16 protein-coding genes and 3 pseudogenes are annotated in these 16,672 nt (G+C 49.0%); 9 read left to right on the forward strand and 10 right to left on the reverse strand.

Features of this window, described 5'->3' with window-relative positions; all coding sequences use genetic code 11:
* Window positions 1–23: 23 nt before the first annotated feature.
* The 3 genes and pseudogenes from ahr (at window position 24) to F3I20_RS20950 (ending at window position 3,161) form a co-directional block, all read left to right on the forward strand.
* Window positions 24–1,040: an NADPH-dependent aldehyde reductase Ahr gene (ahr, locus tag F3I20_RS20940; RefSeq protein WP_107320469.1), complete on the forward strand. Its 1,017-nt coding sequence runs from the start codon at window positions 24–26 to the stop codon at window positions 1,038–1,040.
* Window positions 1,041–1,314: 274 nt separating this feature from the next.
* The gene (locus F3I20_RS20945; protein ID WP_150015205.1) at window positions 1,315–2,094 is read left to right on the forward strand and encodes an MBL fold metallo-hydrolase; all 780 of its coding nucleotides are present in this window, start codon (window positions 1,315–1,317) and stop codon (window positions 2,092–2,094) included.
* Window positions 2,095–2,168: 74 nt separating this feature from the next.
* A pseudogene (locus tag F3I20_RS20950) lies at window positions 2,169–3,161 on the forward strand (GlxA family transcriptional regulator).
* 90 nt (window positions 3,162–3,251) lie between these two features.
* On the opposite strand, the gene F3I20_RS20955 reads toward F3I20_RS20950, so the two are convergent.
* Entirely contained in the window at window positions 3,252–3,653 is a 402-nt protein-coding gene (locus tag F3I20_RS20955; protein ID WP_150015204.1) for an H-NS family histone-like protein, read from the reverse strand.
* Between the two features lie 274 nt (window positions 3,654–3,927).
* Between F3I20_RS20955 and F3I20_RS20960 the strand changes: the two genes are divergently transcribed.
* Together F3I20_RS20960 and F3I20_RS20965 are read left to right on the forward strand one after the other, a co-directional pair.
* A complete protein-coding gene (locus F3I20_RS20960) occupies window positions 3,928–5,499 on the forward strand; it encodes a sensor domain-containing diguanylate cyclase (protein ID WP_150015203.1) in 1,572 nt (523 codons plus the stop codon).
* Window positions 5,500–5,557: 58 nt separating this feature from the next.
* Window positions 5,558–6,000 (forward strand): annotated as a pseudogene (locus tag F3I20_RS20965) (VOC family protein).
* Between the two features lie 225 nt (window positions 6,001–6,225).
* Here the strand turns inward: F3I20_RS20965 and F3I20_RS20970 are convergent.
* Window positions 6,226–6,627, reverse strand: a complete 402-nt coding sequence (locus tag F3I20_RS20970) for an H-NS family histone-like protein (RefSeq protein WP_098049800.1) — start codon at window positions 6,625–6,627, stop codon at window positions 6,226–6,228.
* A 1,206-nt stretch (window positions 6,628–7,833) separates the two neighbouring features.
* Here F3I20_RS20970 and F3I20_RS20975 point away from each other — a divergent pair.
* Window positions 7,834–8,016: a DUF2256 domain-containing protein gene (locus F3I20_RS20975; protein ID WP_150015202.1), complete on the forward strand. Its 183-nt coding sequence runs from the start codon at window positions 7,834–7,836 to the stop codon at window positions 8,014–8,016.
* A gap of 44 nt (window positions 8,017–8,060) precedes the next feature.
* Here the strand turns inward: F3I20_RS20975 and F3I20_RS20980 are convergent, their stop codons facing one another.
* The 3 genes from F3I20_RS20980 to F3I20_RS20990 form a co-directional block, all read right to left on the reverse strand.
* Window positions 8,061–8,366: a hypothetical protein gene (locus F3I20_RS20980; RefSeq protein ID WP_370452858.1), complete on the reverse strand. Its 306-nt coding sequence runs from the start codon at window positions 8,364–8,366 to the stop codon at window positions 8,061–8,063.
* A 109-nt stretch (window positions 8,367–8,475) separates the two neighbouring features.
* Window positions 8,476–9,018 (reverse strand): YfaZ family outer membrane protein, encoded by a 543-nt coding sequence (locus F3I20_RS20985; protein WP_150015201.1) that lies wholly within the window; start codon window positions 9,016–9,018, stop codon window positions 8,476–8,478.
* A gap of 62 nt (window positions 9,019–9,080) precedes the next feature.
* Window positions 9,081–9,317 (reverse strand): YgdI/YgdR family lipoprotein, encoded by a 237-nt coding sequence (locus F3I20_RS20990; RefSeq protein WP_150015200.1) that lies wholly within the window; start codon window positions 9,315–9,317, stop codon window positions 9,081–9,083.
* 382 nt (window positions 9,318–9,699) lie between these two features.
* Between F3I20_RS20990 and F3I20_RS20995 the strand changes: the two genes are divergently transcribed.
* A complete protein-coding gene (locus F3I20_RS20995) occupies window positions 9,700–10,119 on the forward strand; it encodes a DUF1090 family protein (protein WP_150038580.1) in 420 nt (139 codons plus the stop codon).
* A gap of 682 nt (window positions 10,120–10,801) precedes the next feature.
* Window positions 10,802–11,182, forward strand: coding sequence for a YgiW/YdeI family stress tolerance OB fold protein (locus F3I20_RS21000; RefSeq protein WP_150038578.1), 381 nt, complete (start codon window positions 10,802–10,804; stop codon window positions 11,180–11,182).
* A 266-nt stretch (window positions 11,183–11,448) separates the two neighbouring features.
* Here F3I20_RS21000 and F3I20_RS21005 read toward each other — a convergent pair whose 3' ends face one another.
* The 4 genes from F3I20_RS21005 to F3I20_RS21020 are packed head-to-tail and all read right to left on the reverse strand — an operon-like array spanning window position 11,449 to window position 14,467.
* Complete coding sequence (locus F3I20_RS21005) at window positions 11,449–12,123, reverse strand: DUF2931 family protein (RefSeq protein WP_150038576.1); 675 nt, start codon at window positions 12,121–12,123, stop codon at window positions 11,449–11,451.
* Complete coding sequence (locus F3I20_RS21010) at window positions 12,120–13,580, reverse strand: T6SS phospholipase effector Tle1-like catalytic domain-containing protein (RefSeq protein WP_223813126.1); 1,461 nt, start codon at window positions 13,578–13,580, stop codon at window positions 12,120–12,122. Before F3I20_RS21010 ends, F3I20_RS21005 begins: the two co-directional genes overlap by 4 nt.
* 14 nt (window positions 13,581–13,594) lie before the next feature.
* Entirely contained in the window at window positions 13,595–13,981 is a 387-nt protein-coding gene (locus tag F3I20_RS21015) for a PAAR domain-containing protein (RefSeq protein ID WP_150038574.1), read from the reverse strand.
* Between the two features lie 3 nt (window positions 13,982–13,984).
* The gene (locus tag F3I20_RS21020; RefSeq protein WP_150038572.1) at window positions 13,985–14,467 is read right to left on the reverse strand and encodes a PAAR domain-containing protein; all 483 of its coding nucleotides are present in this window, start codon (window positions 14,465–14,467) and stop codon (window positions 13,985–13,987) included.
* Between the two features lie 101 nt (window positions 14,468–14,568).
* On the opposite strand from F3I20_RS21020, the pseudogene F3I20_RS21025 reads away from it, so the two are divergent.
* Window positions 14,569–15,435: pseudogene (locus F3I20_RS21025) on the forward strand (Tn3 family transposase); the annotation flags it as partial.
* A 565-nt stretch (window positions 15,436–16,000) separates the two neighbouring features.
* Here F3I20_RS21025 and F3I20_RS21030 read toward each other — a convergent pair.
* Complete coding sequence (locus F3I20_RS21030) at window positions 16,001–16,282, reverse strand: hypothetical protein (RefSeq protein ID WP_150015197.1); 282 nt, start codon at window positions 16,280–16,282, stop codon at window positions 16,001–16,003.
* Window positions 16,283–16,672 lie beyond the last annotated feature (390 nt).

The following is a 16,672-nucleotide window of genomic DNA, read 5'->3' on the forward strand; positions in this document are numbered from 1 at the left end:
TGATTAACCACGCAGAGGTACTAATGAAAATCAAAAGTTATGCAGCCATGCAGGCTGGCCAGGCCCTTGAACTCTATGAGTACGATGCCGCCGAACTGGCAGCCGAAGAAGTCGAAGTCCAGGTCGAATATTGTGGCGTCTGCCACTCAGATCTGTCGATGATCGATAACGAGTGGGGCATCTCTCAGTTCCCGGTGATTGCAGGACATGAAGTGATTGGCCGGGTTTCAGCCCTGGGCGAAGCGGCTAAAAGCAAAGGTCTCTCAATCGGCCAGCGTGTAGGAATTGGCTGGACAGCCAAAAGCTGTCAGCACTGCGATGCCTGTATCAACGGCGAGCAGGTTAACTGTCAACAGGGCAGCATCCCGACCATCATGAATAAGGGAGGGTTTGCCGAGAAGCTGCGCGCCGACTGGCAATGGGTTATCCCGCTGCCGGAAAAACTGGATGCGGCCAGCGCCGGTCCGCTGCTGTGCGGCGGTATTACCGTATTTAAACCCCTGCTGATGAGCAACATCACTGCCACCAGCCGTGTTGGCGTGATCGGTATCGGCGGTCTGGGCCATATTGCTATCAAACTCCTGCACGCGATGGGTGCCGAAGTCGTGGCATTCAGCTCAACGCCGGATAAGAAGCAGTCGATTCTGGATATGGGTGCGGATGAAGTGGTTAACAGCCGTGATCCTGAAGCCCTGAAAAAGCAGGCGGGTCGTTTTGATCTGATCCTGAGCACCGTAGCAGTCGACCTGGACTGGAAACCTTATTTCGCTGCGCTGGCACCTCAGGGTAAATTCCACACCGTGGGTGCCGTGATGAAGCCGATTGAAGTCAGTGCTTTTGATCTGATCTTGGGCGACAAAGCGGTAACCGGTTCATCAACCGGCTCACCAGGCCAGCTGCGATCACTGCTGCGACTCGCTTCGCGTGCGGATATTGCGCCACAGGTTGAGTTCTTCCCGATGTCAGACATCAATAAAGCGCTGGATCACGTCCGCGCCGGTAAAGCCAATTACCGTGTGGTTCTGAAAGCCGATTTCTGATGCGAATCTGAAATGAATATGCCGCAGCCTGCTGCGGCATTTTTTTGTCCTCATGTTGTCAGCTCTGATCCTGATAATTCGTTTCACACTCAGGTCATGCCCTTTCTTCCATCAGGCTCCGTCCCCAGTCAGCGCTACCTTCAAAAACTGGCCCGAATCCATCGAAGACTGTCCTGTGAGCCTGTCACGTGCAGGTCAGAGCGTGCGGTAAAGTGAACTTATCGCAGCCTGTAAGCCTGGCTGATATCAAAAAAGATCGTTTGCGGAGCACAAAATGAAGCTGACCCAGATTCGTAATGCCACACTGCTGCTGGAGTATGCAGGCAATAAATTCCTGATCGATCCGATGCTGGCTGATAAAGAAGCGTGGCCAGGCTTTGCCGGTAATGCCCGTCCCCATCTGCGAAATCCTATGGTTGAACTGCCTCTCCCGGTTGAGGCGCTGCTGGCGGTAGATGCAGTGATTGTCACCCATACACATATGGACCATTGGGACGAGGCCGCGCAGCAGCTGATACCGAAGACGATGGTGATCTATAGCCAGAATGAACGTGATGCAGCGCTGATTCGTTCGCAGGGTTTTGCACACGTTAGGGTGCTGCGGGATGAAAATTCGTTTGTCGACGGCCTGACAATTCACAAAACAGAGGGCCAGCATGGCAGCAATGCGTTGTATGCCGACAAAACAATGGGCGATATTCTGGGTGATGCCTGTGGTCTGGTATTTACCCATCCGTCAGAAAAAACGCTCTACATTGCCGGGGATACCGTCTGGGTTAAGCCTTATGTCAGAACACTGCAACGTTTTCAGCCGCAGGTCGTGGTAATCAATGCCGGTAATGCGACAAACGATCTCTATGGCCCGATTATCATGGGAAAAGAGGATACGCTGCGTACGCTCAATATTCTGCCTGAAGCGACGCTGGTGACTTCGCACATGGAGGCGATCAACCATTGTCTTCTGACACGCGCTGAACTGCGTGCTTACACCCAGGAACAGGATATTGCTGACCAGGTGGTGATCCCGGAAGAGGGTGAAACGATGACGTTCTGAGCGTCGTGGCATTAAACCGGCCAATTGCGCGTTTCATTCTTAATCATACATTTTCATACAATAAGGGGGGAAAGATGGCTGCTCTGAGCGTTGCTGTGCTGGCAACGGCCGGTTTTAGTCCATTTCATTTTTCAGTTCCCTGCATTCTGTTCGGCTCTGCTCTGCCGCAGCAGGATCTGTTTCATATTGATATCTGCGCAGAAAAATCAGGCCCGGTGATCTCAGAGATGGGACTGTCAATCATGGTGACGCATGGGCTGACCCTGCTTGATCGGGCAGATATCGTTATCGTGCCATACTGGCACAATCCGGAAGAAAAACCGTCACAGGCGCTGCTTGATAAGCTGGTGGCGGCCTGGTAGCGTGGCGCGGAGATCGTCGGACTTTGTCTGGGGACTTACGTACTGGCTTATGCAGGCCTGCTTGATCAGCATCGTGCTGCTACCCACTGGGAATTTGAGCGTGACTTCAGCGAACGCTTTCCGCAGGTTCTGCTCGACAGCAACGCCCTTTATACCGGGGACGATCGTCTTATCACCTCTGCCGGCACCGCAGCGGGTATCGACTGCTGTCTGGACATCATCCGTCGGCACTATGGCAGCGCCGTGGCGAATCGGGTGGCCAGACGTATGGTGGTGCCGCCTTACCGAGAGGGCGGACAGGCGCAGTTTATTGAGCGGCCGGTTCCGGAATCCACGCGAGACGGTAAGATCAATGCACTGCTGTCATCCCTGCGAGAGAATCTGCATCAGCCGCAGGATCTGGACTCACTTGCGCGCACACTCAGCATGAGCCGGCGAACGCTGACGCGGCATTTTCATAAGGCGACGGGGATGTCACTGGGCGAGTGGCTTACGGCCGAGCGTCTGCAACGTAGCCAGCAGTTACTGGAAACCACCGGCATCAGCATTGAATGTGTAGCAGCAAAGGCAGGCTTTGATTCACCTGTCTCGTTCCGGCAGCGTTTCAAATCCCGGTTTGGCGTCTCTCCCAGCGAGTGGCGCCGGACATTTCGTGGTCCACAGAAGATGGTGAACGAAGAGAAAGTGGCAAAAGATAACGTATGATCAAGTCGGGATGGCTATCGGCATTCCGGAATTGCAATGCCGGAACAGTGCCACACAGTAGCGATCACTATTCCGACAGGAACGTTGCGATTAAAGCAGGAAATCATCCAGCGACTGGCCATTTTCAATCGCCGATTTAATGACAGAGGGCGTTCGCCCCTGACCGGTCCAGTAACGGACCTGGCCATTTTCATCGGTGTAACGGTATTTGGCCGGACGTTTCGCGCGTTTCTTTGTACCGGTTGCGGAAGGAGATGTGCTGTTTACCAGCTCCGCTGGGTTAATGCCTTCTTCCAGCAACAGCTCTTTGTAAAACGCCAGTTTCTCCGCTTTTTCACGGGCTTCTGCTGCCCGCGCGTTTTCCTCATCACGACGCTCATTTACCACGGTCTCTAATTTCTGGCGCAACTCTTCGAGCATATCCAGAGCCATATTGCGCGCCTCTGCACGAAGTGTGCGGATATTATTCAGGCTGCTCAGGTTCTTAGTCATAAAATTCCTCAAATATTCAAGTTAATCAATAAAGTGCAAATTATTCAGCCGGCAAGGGTAACATTTACGTGCCTGAGAAATGAAGCTTAAATGTGGTGTTATTCGCTAGTAGTGCTCCGCTATGAACACTGATTGAGCCAGTCAAGGAGAGGATTTAAGCGAATTGTGCTGGTTTAATGCTGAGTGTCATTATCGAAGCAGGATTGCGGGATTTACATTTTTGCTTTTGATTAACTGTGCTTAAATCAGTCAACCGGGTTTATTAAGGACAGGCATGAAGTTTCGCCGTAAAAATGATGATCCTGCGCCAGCAATTTCGCCGTTGCTGAGAAGCATTATGCTCTCAGGCGCACTGCTCACCGTGGCGGTCATTGGATTAAATGTGTGGACGCTGCGGGAAGACTGGAATGAAACCGTCCTTAAAGCTGAAGATACGGCTGTGAATCTCTCACTGTCGCAGGCGCGGCAGGCTGACGATACGTTTCTGCAAACCGAACTTTCATTGCGCGAAGTACAACGTGAGCTTGAAAGGCAGCTCGCCACTACCGGCGCAGAGGGTAAGGCGCTGAGTCAGACGATGCATCTGTTGCAGAGCCGTCTGCCGCAACTTCACGGTCTGTTCTACTATGATGAGCGGGGCCGGTGGATAGCGACCTCGATGAGCCGGATACCGTCGGACGTTGATAATTCCGATCGTGAGTATTTTGATTATCATCGCGCCAGTCCGCGCAATAACCTGCATATCGGCCCGGTCATTCGCAGCCGCACCACGCACGAACTGGTGATTCCGGTTACCCTGCGCGTCAACGATGCTTACAAGGGTTTTAAGGGTGTATTGCTCGCCACCATTAAAGTGGACTACTTTCGCCGTTTCTACAGCTACTACGAACTCAGTGATGGCGATGTGCTGGTGCTGATGCTGGCAGACAGTACGGTGCTTTACGCCCGACCGATGCCCGATAGCTACATCGGCAAAAATCTTTCAGTGAGTCCGCTGTTCCTGAAGATCCTGGCCAATTCGGATAGAGGCAGCGGTCAGTGGACGGCTGCACTTGATGGTAAAAGACGCATCTTCGGCTTTGTCCGCTCACAGCGATATCCGCTGGTGGTAGCCGCGGGCTACGACAAGCATGCCCTATTTAACCACTGGCTTAAGAGCCGGGTACAGGATCTGATTCTGAGTCTGGCTCTGCTACTGGTTATTCTTTTACTGGGTGCGTTTGTGCTGCGTCAGGCGCGCGATACGCTGCGTTATCAGCGTGAACTGACACGACTACGCGATGAGCTGACTGCAGCGAATCGCTCTCTGGAAAATCAGGCACAGAGTGACGGGCTGACAGGGGTTGCTAACCGTCGCCATTTCGACCACATGCTGACAGAAAGCCTGCTGAATGCGGAGCTCAGTGGTCTGCCCGTGTCACTGATTCTGTTTGATATCGACTATTTTAAACGTTACAACGACACTTACGGCCATGTAGCCGGTGATGACTGTCTGAAAAAAGTGGCCGCCGTTCTGAAGCACGCCGCCCGGCGAAAAAACGAACTCACCGCGCGCTATGGCGGTGAAGAATTTGCCATCATTCTGTCTGAACAACCGCTGTCCGCTGCGCTGGAACTGGCGGAGTCCATCATCGCAGCCGTTAATCGGCTCGCTATTCCGCATATGACTACGGAGCTGCCGCAAGGGCACGTAACCCTGAGTGCAGGCTGTGCCATGTATCTTGCTACTGATTCACAGCAGGGAAAACAGGCGCTGATAGCGCGCGCGGATGAGGCCTTGTATCGTGCGAAACGGGCAGGGCGCAACCAGGTAATGTGTGAAGAGCGTCCGGCTAAGCACGCGTGAGCAAATTCTGAACTGCACCCGTAGCACGGTGATCGCTCAACCTCACCAGGGAGCGAGCATGTCAAACGATACCGGTTTCACTCATCCTGCTTTACAGGTACGTGATTTAGAAAAAGCGTAGTTTTATCGTCGTTATGCCGGTATGCAGGTAATAGATCAGCGAGAACCGGCCATTGCAAAAGCGCAGAAAGTTGCATGGCTGTCAGACCTGACCCGACCTGTTGCTCTGGTGCTGGTGCAATTTGATAACAGTAACGATACGCCACTGGGGCCTTTTGGTCATATTGGCGTAGCCTGCGGCAGTCGCGGAGAGAGGCAAAAGTGGCGATTGCATGGCGTGAAGGTGTATTGCGACGCGATGCGCAGCAATCTGGTGCACCAGTAGGCTACTGGGCATTTTTGGCCGACTCTGATGGTAATACGCCTGAACTTTCATTTGGCCAGCAGGTCGGGTTGGAAATCATCACGTCCCGTAAGTCCGGGTCTGTTTTGAATAGATAAAACGGCTCAGCTAAGTAAATGAAAGCTTTTATCTGCAACGCGATTGCGCAGAGCATTTCGGTTATTTCACCCAGGATAGCGTCTGTGCATGATTGAGCATGAAGCAGGGTAAGCAGCGCGTAAACAGGCAGGAGAAGTATGAGTCGGTGATTGATATGTTTCTGTCTGTTGCTGATAAAAAACCGCCTGAGCAACGCCAGGCGGTTATCATCCAGGCATTCTGAATTAGATCAGAAAATCGTCCAGCGATTTACCTGCATCGATGGCTGATTTAATAGCCGATGGGGTACGGCCCTGACCTGTCCACTGCTTAACGTCACCATTCTCGTCGGTATACTGATATTTAGCCGGACGAGGCGCACGTTTTTTCTTCTCAGCGGGCGCAGTTGGCATACCATTTAACAGTTCGTTAGGATCGATACCTTCCTGCAACAGTAATTCGCGATATTTTGCCAGTTTTTCAGCTTTTTCACGATTAGCCGCTTCAGAAGCCTGAGCTTCTTCACGTCGCTCACTAACCACAACAGACAGTTTTTCCAGCATTTCTTCCAGGGCAGCAAGGTCAAGCTCGCGAGCATTTGCGCGGAGGGTACGGATATTATTCAAGCTGTTGAGAGTGTCACTCATCAAAGTCACCATAGTCATGTTCAGATAATAAAAATACAGAGCGGGTTCACGCTGATGCTTTTCGTCAGACCTGCTTTTTTAAAATGCTTGCCTTCGAAGAATCATAATACAGAACCAATAGTTCAACCTTAACATATTAATCTGTTTCTGAGAGAGTTGAAACTCTATTTAACGCATGCTCGTTAAACAAAAGTAAATTTATGCTATTTTCTTACTCACTTCAATCAAAGTGGCTAAAACCTGTATCACCTGAGAAGCACGATAATTTAGTGGGCTATGGATTAATCGTGCTGATTTTTCTGCATTGTTAGCGGAGTCGCTTCGCTATTCGCATGCTCCTCCTGAGAAAGAGGATTACGTTAACTGCAAAGCTCACATGCAGTTAGCGCACAGTGCAATGATATTGAGTGTAATTTCTCAGTAAAGATCCCGATATGAATTATTTAGCTAATTTATTCTGAGTAAGGTTGAAGCAGCATCTTAGTCATAAGTTCATGAAAACAATTTAATTTATCCACAAAATCTTCTATTTTCATGAACATAACATAGCGCATAACAGCGCTGCAAAATTGTCTGCCGGTTGGTTTAAATATGGGTACATTGTGCAGTGTACTCAGACAACTGGATAGGGGTTAAGCAAAATCATCGCCTGGCTGCTGCCATTAAACTGATTATTTACGGTAATAATTACCCTTAGTTCAATCAGAGCTTCCAACTAATAAGCCCATGACATGGTGTGGCTACAAGCCTGGTGCCATTTTTATCCAGGATTATTGCTTAAGGCGCATTAAACCCAGCACTTAGTTGCATAACTTCGACCAGGTTTGATAAGTGATTTCACAACTTCTTCTGGCCTTCAGTCCACGGCATAACGTTCAGCAGTAGAGTAATGAGTTACCGGCCTGGTGAGTCCAGTTGTGAACGGCGCTGGACTGTTTCATGGTGCAATTAACTCTGTGGTTTCTCACTTATGCCGTGTTCTTTCTCAGGTTACAGAAGAGAGGAACAAGTTTGAATAGTTGCGAGGGATAGATGCGCACTATAAATCAGTGCAGGATTGGGTGAGCATAATCATGCATCAGCGTCACCTGAACACAATGTACACGTCGCTAATGCAAGCATGGGGAGGAATAACCTCAGGCTAAGCTACACTGAACAACTGATGCGTTAACGTCAGCGCGATGATTACTTCTGCAGAGGTCTGAAGTGTTTAAAGGCAATAAAAAATCATTACCGGTTCGTTACTGTAAAACCTGTAACAAACCAATGTCATGGCGTAAAAAATGGGAGAAGTGCTGGAATGAGGTTTTGTATTGCTCAGAGCGTTGCCGGCGTCAGCGTTCTGCGCAGCATAAAGATGATGCGCAGAACGCTGAGCGGAACCAGTGAAACTTACAGGAACAGGCCAGGTATTGACCTGGCCTCACAGATTGCTATTGCTGAACCTCAATCTGTTGCCAGCCTTTTTTAAACATGCAATCTTTTACCAGTATCTCGCGCTGACTTTCATTGGCGTCACTGGTGGAGTAGTCGGTATCAGTCGTTTTATATTTACTGTCTTTCGAGGTGTATTTACCACTGACGATATTATCAGGAGGTAAATCCCGCAGCGCCTGAGCCTGACAGGCTGTTTCTGCTATGGTTTCCTGCTGCTCAGATGCATCGGGTTTGACCCATTTATATTGCACGCATCCGGTCAGACAAAGAGTGAACAACATCAGCATTATCGGTTTCATCATCTGTTCCTCAGCGACCCCCGCCAGCCTTGAGGCGAGTTATTCAGTAAGGAAGCCAGTCTGGTCAACTGAATGGGCTTCCTCTCCTGCAAAAATAAACTTTCAGCCAACATTAAAATGTCAGACCGCCACCAATGTAGGGTCCGTCTATCAGCGTATGACCTGGACGCCCATCTTTGCCATCGACACCTGCATAGCGATAGCCCACTTTTAAGACCAGTGGGCCTAGAGGTGACCAGCTGACGCCGGCGTTTGCTTCCACAAAATTCTTAACGCTGTTAGTCAGCTGTTCCGGCGCGGAATACCCCTCACCATAAATCGCAAAATCGGCAGGCAGATTGATTTTCACACCGCCGCCGACAGGAAATGCGACGCCGTTATCCCCTTTTTTGCCACCGATATACGTAGCTTTAGCGCCAGCCGTCAGCATCACCGGACCAATTTCGAGGTTATAGCCGGTACCTGCCTGACCAATCTGCACACCATCTGCCGTATTTTTGATCCACTGGCTGTCCAGATAGAGTCCGCCGGAAGAACGGCCAATTTCAGCATCCAGCGCAGAGGTGTTTTTACCTTGTTCAGCATTCAGGCCAATGGCCATTGCAGATGAAGAGACACACAGCAGTAAGCCAAGGCTAATTAAGGAGATTTTCATTGCTCATTTCTTCCACATCAGGAGTTTTCAGGGAATTAATCAATATCGTGGTTTAAAACGATCTACTTTTGGATCATTTCTTTAACATCATGCTGTTGCAACTGATGCATGTTTCCGTCCGCATCTTTATAGGAGAGCATGCCCGTTTCTTTATCTCTGACGGGTTTACCCTGCGTGGTTATCATGTGGCCGTCATTGGTGGAGATGACATAATTGCCTGAGCAGGCGGAAATGGACATAACTGAAACCATCATCACGAAAGCGAAGGCGAATTTTCTGCCATGATTGAAAGATGTCATTTTACTTTCCACTCGTTGTTCTTTAAGAAGATGCGGCATTATTAGCTGTGTTTGTTAAACGACATGATAACAATCTGGGAGTACGGCTACGAATGCATAAAAAAATGATCTGGATCATTTCACAGGTTGTTCAGAAGAGGGTTAAGAATTACGCATTGTTTGAAAGCTAAGGTATTTAAATAACCTCATTGCACTTTTCTTTTTTCAGAAGTGATATGCATGAAAGGTGTTGTTAAGTGCAAGGCAGGAATTTAACAATAGCTCCTTAATGACAGGATAATTTGATGTTTCAAATTTTACGTTGTGGCTCTTTTTCTTTTCGCTATAGTGAGCCGGCAATATCATTATGATTAGTGTGATTTAACAAGGAGTTAATATAGCTATGAAAAAAACAATTATCGCTTTGATTTTTGTTGCTTCACCTTTAACCGTGTTCGCTGCAACTGATTCCTGCAAAGATCAACTGGCCGATATTTCAGCTAAAAGAGAAATGGCTAAAATTCATGGAAATAGCGCAGAAATTGCCCGACTCAATATTGCTCGTGACAAAATTGAAACTTATTGTACTGATGAGCGTCAGGCAACGCGTGCCTCTCATGACGTCAGAAAACGAGAAATCAAGGTTAAAAAAGCAGAGCTTGAGCTTCAGGAAGCTGAGCAGGATTTGGCTGAAGCAAAAGCAGAAGGTCGCACCGACAGAATAAAAAATAAAATCAATAAGATAGAAGAAAAGAAACTGAAGCTTGAATCTGCAAAATTAGACTTGCAAGAAGCACAGGATGATGCTCATAGACTGAATTAACATTATTTATTCGAGGGCTTACCAGCATAAGCCTTCGAATTTCGCCATCCACCGCTCTTTGTGGTCAGTTTAGGTAAGGCAGATTATTCGCCTTCTGATTAAGAAAACAGCACAGGCTTGTAGAACATCAATTACCTTTCTTGGTCTGCTTATACACTGGCAGATAGCACCATAAAACATCGCCACTCCTGTACTCTACCAGAACGATATTGCTGCTTAAAATATTGCAGATAAAATGAATATTCACCGTTAACGATTCACGTGACAATCTGAAACAAGGCATAAAAAAAACCACTCATTCGAGTGGTTATAAATAATACAAGGTTGTTCATGAGCAAAGCTGCGATACAGAATAAATTAATACTGGGATATATCTATGCAGGGGAATGATAGCTTTTGGCACCGTAGAAAACTATATAATTTTTGCGAAAAGGCAAAAGATTTGATTGCAGAAGTTGTCATTTTATAGTCGACGTTAAAAATTTGACGTCGAAATATGTATTGGTGTGTATTTTACTTTGTTACAATAACATCTTATTAACTTTGATTTTTATTATGAGTTGGGTTTTCAATCGCATTTTGCTGATTGAATTTTGAAAACACGTGCAGCTAATAATCTTTCTTAAGATTTCGTTAAGATCCACGCTGTAAATTAATCTGACAGTTTAACGGAGATAAAAATATGAAAAAGATTATTTTAGCGGCGTTGTTTACAGGTATGACTTTTGGTGTTTCAGCGCAGGAAGGTTTTGTTTCGGCAGAAGGGCAGGGCTATTCGCAGGGCGGATTTAAAGGTCCGACACCCGGTGCTGTTTCAGTCGCTCAGGCTAAAACACTACGGGATGATGCCTGGGTTGTTCTGGAAGGCAATATTATCAGACAGGTTGGACATGAACTTTACGAGTTCAAAGATACCACCGGTAGCATTTATGTCGATATTGACGACAAACGCTGGATGGGGCAAACCCTTTCACCTGCGGATAAAGTCCGTATTGAAGGAGAGATTGATAAAGACTGGAACAGCGTTGAAATTGACGTGAAAACTGTCCGCGTTCTGAAGTAACCTGTATTTACCACTGATATGGCAGTGACCTGAAGCCGGGCCACTGCCATTTTTTATATGCGCGTTGCCGGTTGAGTATTCCAGGTTAAGCAATAACTATTCGGAGCATGTCCGGCAAGATAGCGATGACTAAAACTTCCAGGCTTAACCTCGAATGAGGCAGTGCATTCAGGGGTCTGATGCTCAATGGAACGAAAACTCACGTTAAGGGCTTTTGGTGAGGTAATTGTTAAAAAGGATCCACAAGGAATCCTTTTCAGGCGCTACTACCAGCTACCATAGGGATAGGCTTTCCCTTTGATAAAATCTTTTATGTCCTGGTCATACCCATCGGGAATGCTGTAGTTGAAATCAATCCGCGAAGGTACGAACTTACAGGCATCCAGTTTATCCCCGGACAGCGTGATGATTTTTACCGGTTCTACCGGCAGGTTGTCGCCTCCCGCGCTGTTCTGAAGCCAGATGCGCACTTTGCCTTCAGGAGCCAGACCAAACAGCAATGTTTTATACCAGGCAGTGTTACCTCTTCTGTCCCTGCCGGTTGGTACTGACATTTTTTCCCGAAGGGCCGGTGAGAAGGTGATGCGCGTCTCGTAGGTCTTTTTATCAATAACTGAATCCCAGCAGAACAGCATCTGTGCCGGTGGATGCCGGACCTTGTTGAACTGGATCCCCCCGTCATCCGTTCTGCTGTTCCAGGTACCTACTACATCGGGATCACTCTGCGTACTATCCAGCGTTCGGAAGGTGGAGACCACCTTTTCGTTGTCGATAATCAGCGCTTTCGTCACCACCGCCGGTAATGCCTGAGGGGTAAAAAATGCAAAACCAACCTTCCCGTAAGGCATTTCTCCGGTGTCTTCCGGCGTCTGCGCTTCGCCTGCCCGGCAGCCGCTGACCATGACCAGCATCAGCAGGGGAAAAAGGGCTTTCAGCTTCATACCTTTTTCCCGTCCATACTGTAGACAGAGCGTTTGCACTGCTCATCCGGCCGGTTTATAAAGCCAATCAGCTCTGAGGGCGATGCGCCCCCGTGAATGAAGCCGTCCCTATTGACCACGATGGCATTCCAGTTGGCCGAACAGTGAATATACTTCTCCGCAATCACGTCCAGCTCATCCTGACTGAACGCCGGTGGCGTCTGACCGCTTCGGACTGCCTTACCCATCGCCAGCGCTTTATCCCAGAGAGGTGCCAACTCATCCGGAATAGAGAGTTCCTTATCTTTACTCTGAATGGGGTCAAACACCACTCCGGCCTCCTGTGCAGCCTCAAGCATTACCCTCAGCACCACGCGGGACCAGTCATTTCTGACGGTCCGCTCCCGCAGGGTCAGTGCCGCAAAGCTGCGTTTCTGCATCTGGCCGTACCGGTCCGGAGAAAGCCTGTCGTCATGCCAGGTTTCTGCCGAAATGTCGTTTGTCCGTAACAGGGGGGCCAGGCAGGGCGATTTATCCAGCGTCTGCAGCTGCGCCACGGCCTGCCGGTACGTCTGCGTCTTTTCACCTGGCTGACTGTAAGGGACCGTCTCCGTTGCAGGCCGTGTCAGAAAAAGATGTTCTTTAGTGACCGGCAGGTATCCGCCGCCGACATCGGAATGTGCGCCGGGTAGCGCCAGTTCAGGCCAGGCCGGTTTCACGCTGTTCAGCGCAAAGTTAAAGCGACACTCGTTCGCGGCGGTGATGTGAAAGACCTTTTCCGCCACGCCGGGGCGCAGGGTGAGCTTCACGTCCCCGGTATCCGCACTGTGCGGATTCAGACCGTTAACCGGCGTACCTATGGCAGCAACGGTATCGAAAATACCGATGAAACGGGTTTTACCGGAAGGGGAACCATTAAATGCAGTACCCGTCACGCCCTGCCGGATGGCGCTGATAATGGCCGGGTCTTCTGACTGGATCCGGTTGGCAAAATGCCGGGCTGCAGCAGCGCCCCGACTGAAGCCAAAAATATCGAACTGCAGTGACCTGATGATGAACGTGCCGTCAGTCTGTTTATTACTGACCGCGTCCAGCGCAGCCTGGATACTGTCAGCCAGCATGGAAACCGCTTTATCCGTTTTGGCAACGACACCGGTATCAGAGATACCAAATCCCTGCCCCAGCTTGCTGTCAGGTTTTTCCGCGTCAGTACCAATACCGTCAATATAGACAGCCCGCTGTACATTGGGGTTGTCTTCATTAAAGCGACGGCTGTAGAGCGTACTCAGCCAGTGGATATTGGTGTAGTACCCGGTATAGCTGATTGCACCACTGCCCGATACACCAAAATCGTCACGGGCGCATTTTGCCAGAATGGACTCGGTTTCCGGGTCATTCAGGTTGTAATGACCGGCGGTATATGCCTTCAGCATATTCTGCGTGTTAACGGCATTGTTGCCGGTACCGTCGAAGAACACCCCTATCGTCAGCGTTATTTCCCGTTTCTTTTCTTCGCCGTCTGCGCATGTTGTTCCGGCTCCGGAGAGACTACCGGGGCCATCCTGGTTTTTGCCTCTGAAAGCTGTGGGATCGTACCCGGGGCAATCAGAAAATTGGTCCCCTGCGGGCACCCGCAACGGATCTCCGCACCGTCCACCGCAACAGCGGCACTGTTTGAGCACCGGTGATCGCCGTCTACAATGACTCCCACTTCCCCGCACTTCGGGCAGGGGGTAGTTTTGTCACCGATATAGAGCTTCAGGAGCCCCATAACCGACATACCGGGGCGGGCGGCAATGCACTGTGCCCCTGATGAGGTTTTATCTCCATGTAATCCGACGTTTTTACCGTGAACGGTACAGCCTCTGTTGACCGACATAACTTAACCCTCTGCCGGTAAAAAATCAGCATCCATCGGCAAACCTTTCAGCTCATTCAGCGGACATCCCGCCTGTGGGGTGTTGATAATTACATCACCGTTGCTCAGTCTGCTGCCAACCAGCGCTATACTCTGTCCACTTTTCTGAAATTTCGACCCGCTGCCGGTAACAATACGGGCAGTGGTTCCGTCAGGGTAAACCTCCTCATCCCCGACCAGCGCAATATTAACCTTCTGTCCGCCATCAGGCTCGATTTCAGCGCCATTCCACACAGCCCGAACAACACCGCCGCGCTGGGTCAGCGCCCCGTCAACCGCGATCCGGTAGATCGCCACCACCGGATGTTCAAGCATGAAAGCCTCCTGCTCTTCGACAGTCTGACGGGCACCGTCAGACATCCCGGCCTTTTTCTCCGCCGGGAAGGGCGGACGTGCCAGTGAGGCGGCTAATTCCGGAGTCAGTTCGTTGGTATATTGCTGTTCCATATCAAATCCCTCTTTTCCCTGTGGGTTAAGTATCTATAGTAACCAGATGAGACACTTAACCAAAATTTAATGCCGCCATCAGCCTGGCTGAGCTGTCTTATTTTATGTCCTATCAGTATTCCGGCTTTCATGGCATTGTTATACCGGGAACTCTCAGGGACTCATTTTTTGTAATGGAAGGACTTCTGGAACAGGAAACCGGGCTAAATCCCACAGAAATTATGACCGATACCGCCGGGGCCAGCGATCTTGTCTTTGGCCTTTTCTGGCTGCTGGGATACTTGTTTTCTCCGCGTCTTGCTGATGCCGGTGCTTCTGTTTTCTGGCATATGGACAATGACGCCGATTATGGCGTGCTGAATGATATTGCCAGAGGGCAGTCAGATCCCCGAAAAATAGTCCTTCAGTGGGATGAAATGATCCGGGCCGCAGATTCTCTGAAGCTGGGCAAAGTGCAGGCTTCGGTGCTGGTCCGTTCATTACTGAAAAGTGAACGCCCCTCCGGACTGACTCAGGCAATCAATGAAGTGGGGCGCATTAACAAAACGCTATATCTGCTTAATTATATTGATGAAGATTACCGCAGGCGCATCCTAACCCAACTTAACCGGGGAGAAAGCCGCCATGCCGTTGCCAGAGCAATCTGTCACGGTCAGAAAGGTGAGATAAGAAAGCGATATACCGATGGTCAGGAAGATCAACTGGGTGCACTGGGGCTGGTCACTAACGCCGTCGTGTTATGGAACACTATTTATATGCAGGCAGCACTGGATCATCTCCGGGCACAGGGGGAAAACCTGAATGATGAAGATATTGCACGACTCTCACCGCTTTGCCACGGACATATCAATATGCTCGGACATTATTCCTTCACGCTGGCGGAACTGGTGACGAAAGGGCATCTGCGACCATTAAAAGAAGCGTCGAAGGAGGAAAACAATGCTGAACGTGAGTTTTCGTTCCACTGAGCGTCAGACCCCATTCACAACTTAAAAAGATGGTGCTGAATCAATCCTGGAACAGATATAGATTAGTTACAACACACTAAAGTGCGTGTAGCTGGACAGGAGATCCTCCTATGAAATGTGCATGCTTTTGGCTAAATCTAACCGAGCCGTCCTGAAAATTCGAGTGCTCATTGACAAGCCGCCCCGGACGGCCCGAAGGGCCGTGGTTGTTCTTTACAGTAAAAAATGAATGATGTAACTAAATTTCTGCTGTTATCTTCTTTTCGGAATTTAAAGATGGGGGACCGTAGCGTCTTAAAGAAATGAGAGGCAGATACTTTCTATCCGGTTTTCGCTCAGGCAGGTACGGCTATTGTGCACAATATCGTTATGACGGCTTTGTAATACCTTAACTCTGAGGCCGGTCTGTAAACTGAGACATGTTTTACATGACAACCAGCTGGTCTGATAGTCCCTCACAGGTGAGTATTAAAGATAAAAAAGGTTTCTGAATCAGGATAGTTTCAGAAACCTTTTATCGATCACAGTTACGTCTGGCTAAGTAAACCGTGTCAGCCGCCTCAAATCAGCCAATCTGGAAAGCCATAAAGACGCCGTTGTTGAACCATGTTACTTTTTCGCCCGCGCTATTAAGTATCCAGCCAGCCTCACCAATGGATGAGTTATTCCAGTCTTTATTCTCTGTTGCGCTGGCAAAACCCAATGCATTGATACTTTTAGCGGCACGGTCATAGTTAAAATAGCCCTGCGAGTTCAGACCCGCATCATTCCACAAGCTAAGAAGTTTCGAGTAACCGATGTCGGCACCACTTACGGTAATCACTTCTGACATATTCAATTCACGCATTTTAACATCCTTTTATGTCTGTATAATTTAACTGGTAATGCAGGGGGATTTTAGCAAGAAGTACTGAGGTTGTAGCTGCCCTGAATGTCAATTATCATTATCAAAAGAAAGTTAAAATAAATCGTAAATGGATTTTTTTTGATTGACTTGATAAGAGCAAGGCCCGTTAGAACTGGCATACACATAACTTTATTTTTCCATATCATGAAAACAAGATCGTTTGCGTACGCAATTTCTGATTAAGTAAAATAAATTAAAATCCGCTGACCTGCCCCCAGTATTAGATACAACCTTCAGTTAGTAACGTCGGTTTGTTTACCCTCACATTTTCCATTCCGCCACCGTGCTGCAAACTCTGACGGCGTCTGATAATTCAGCGATGAATGCGGT

Origin of the sequence: Candidatus Pantoea gossypiicola, assembly GCF_008632075.1 — a bacterium.
GTDB lineage: Bacteria > Pseudomonadota > Gammaproteobacteria > Enterobacterales > Enterobacteriaceae > Pantoea > Pantoea gossypiicola.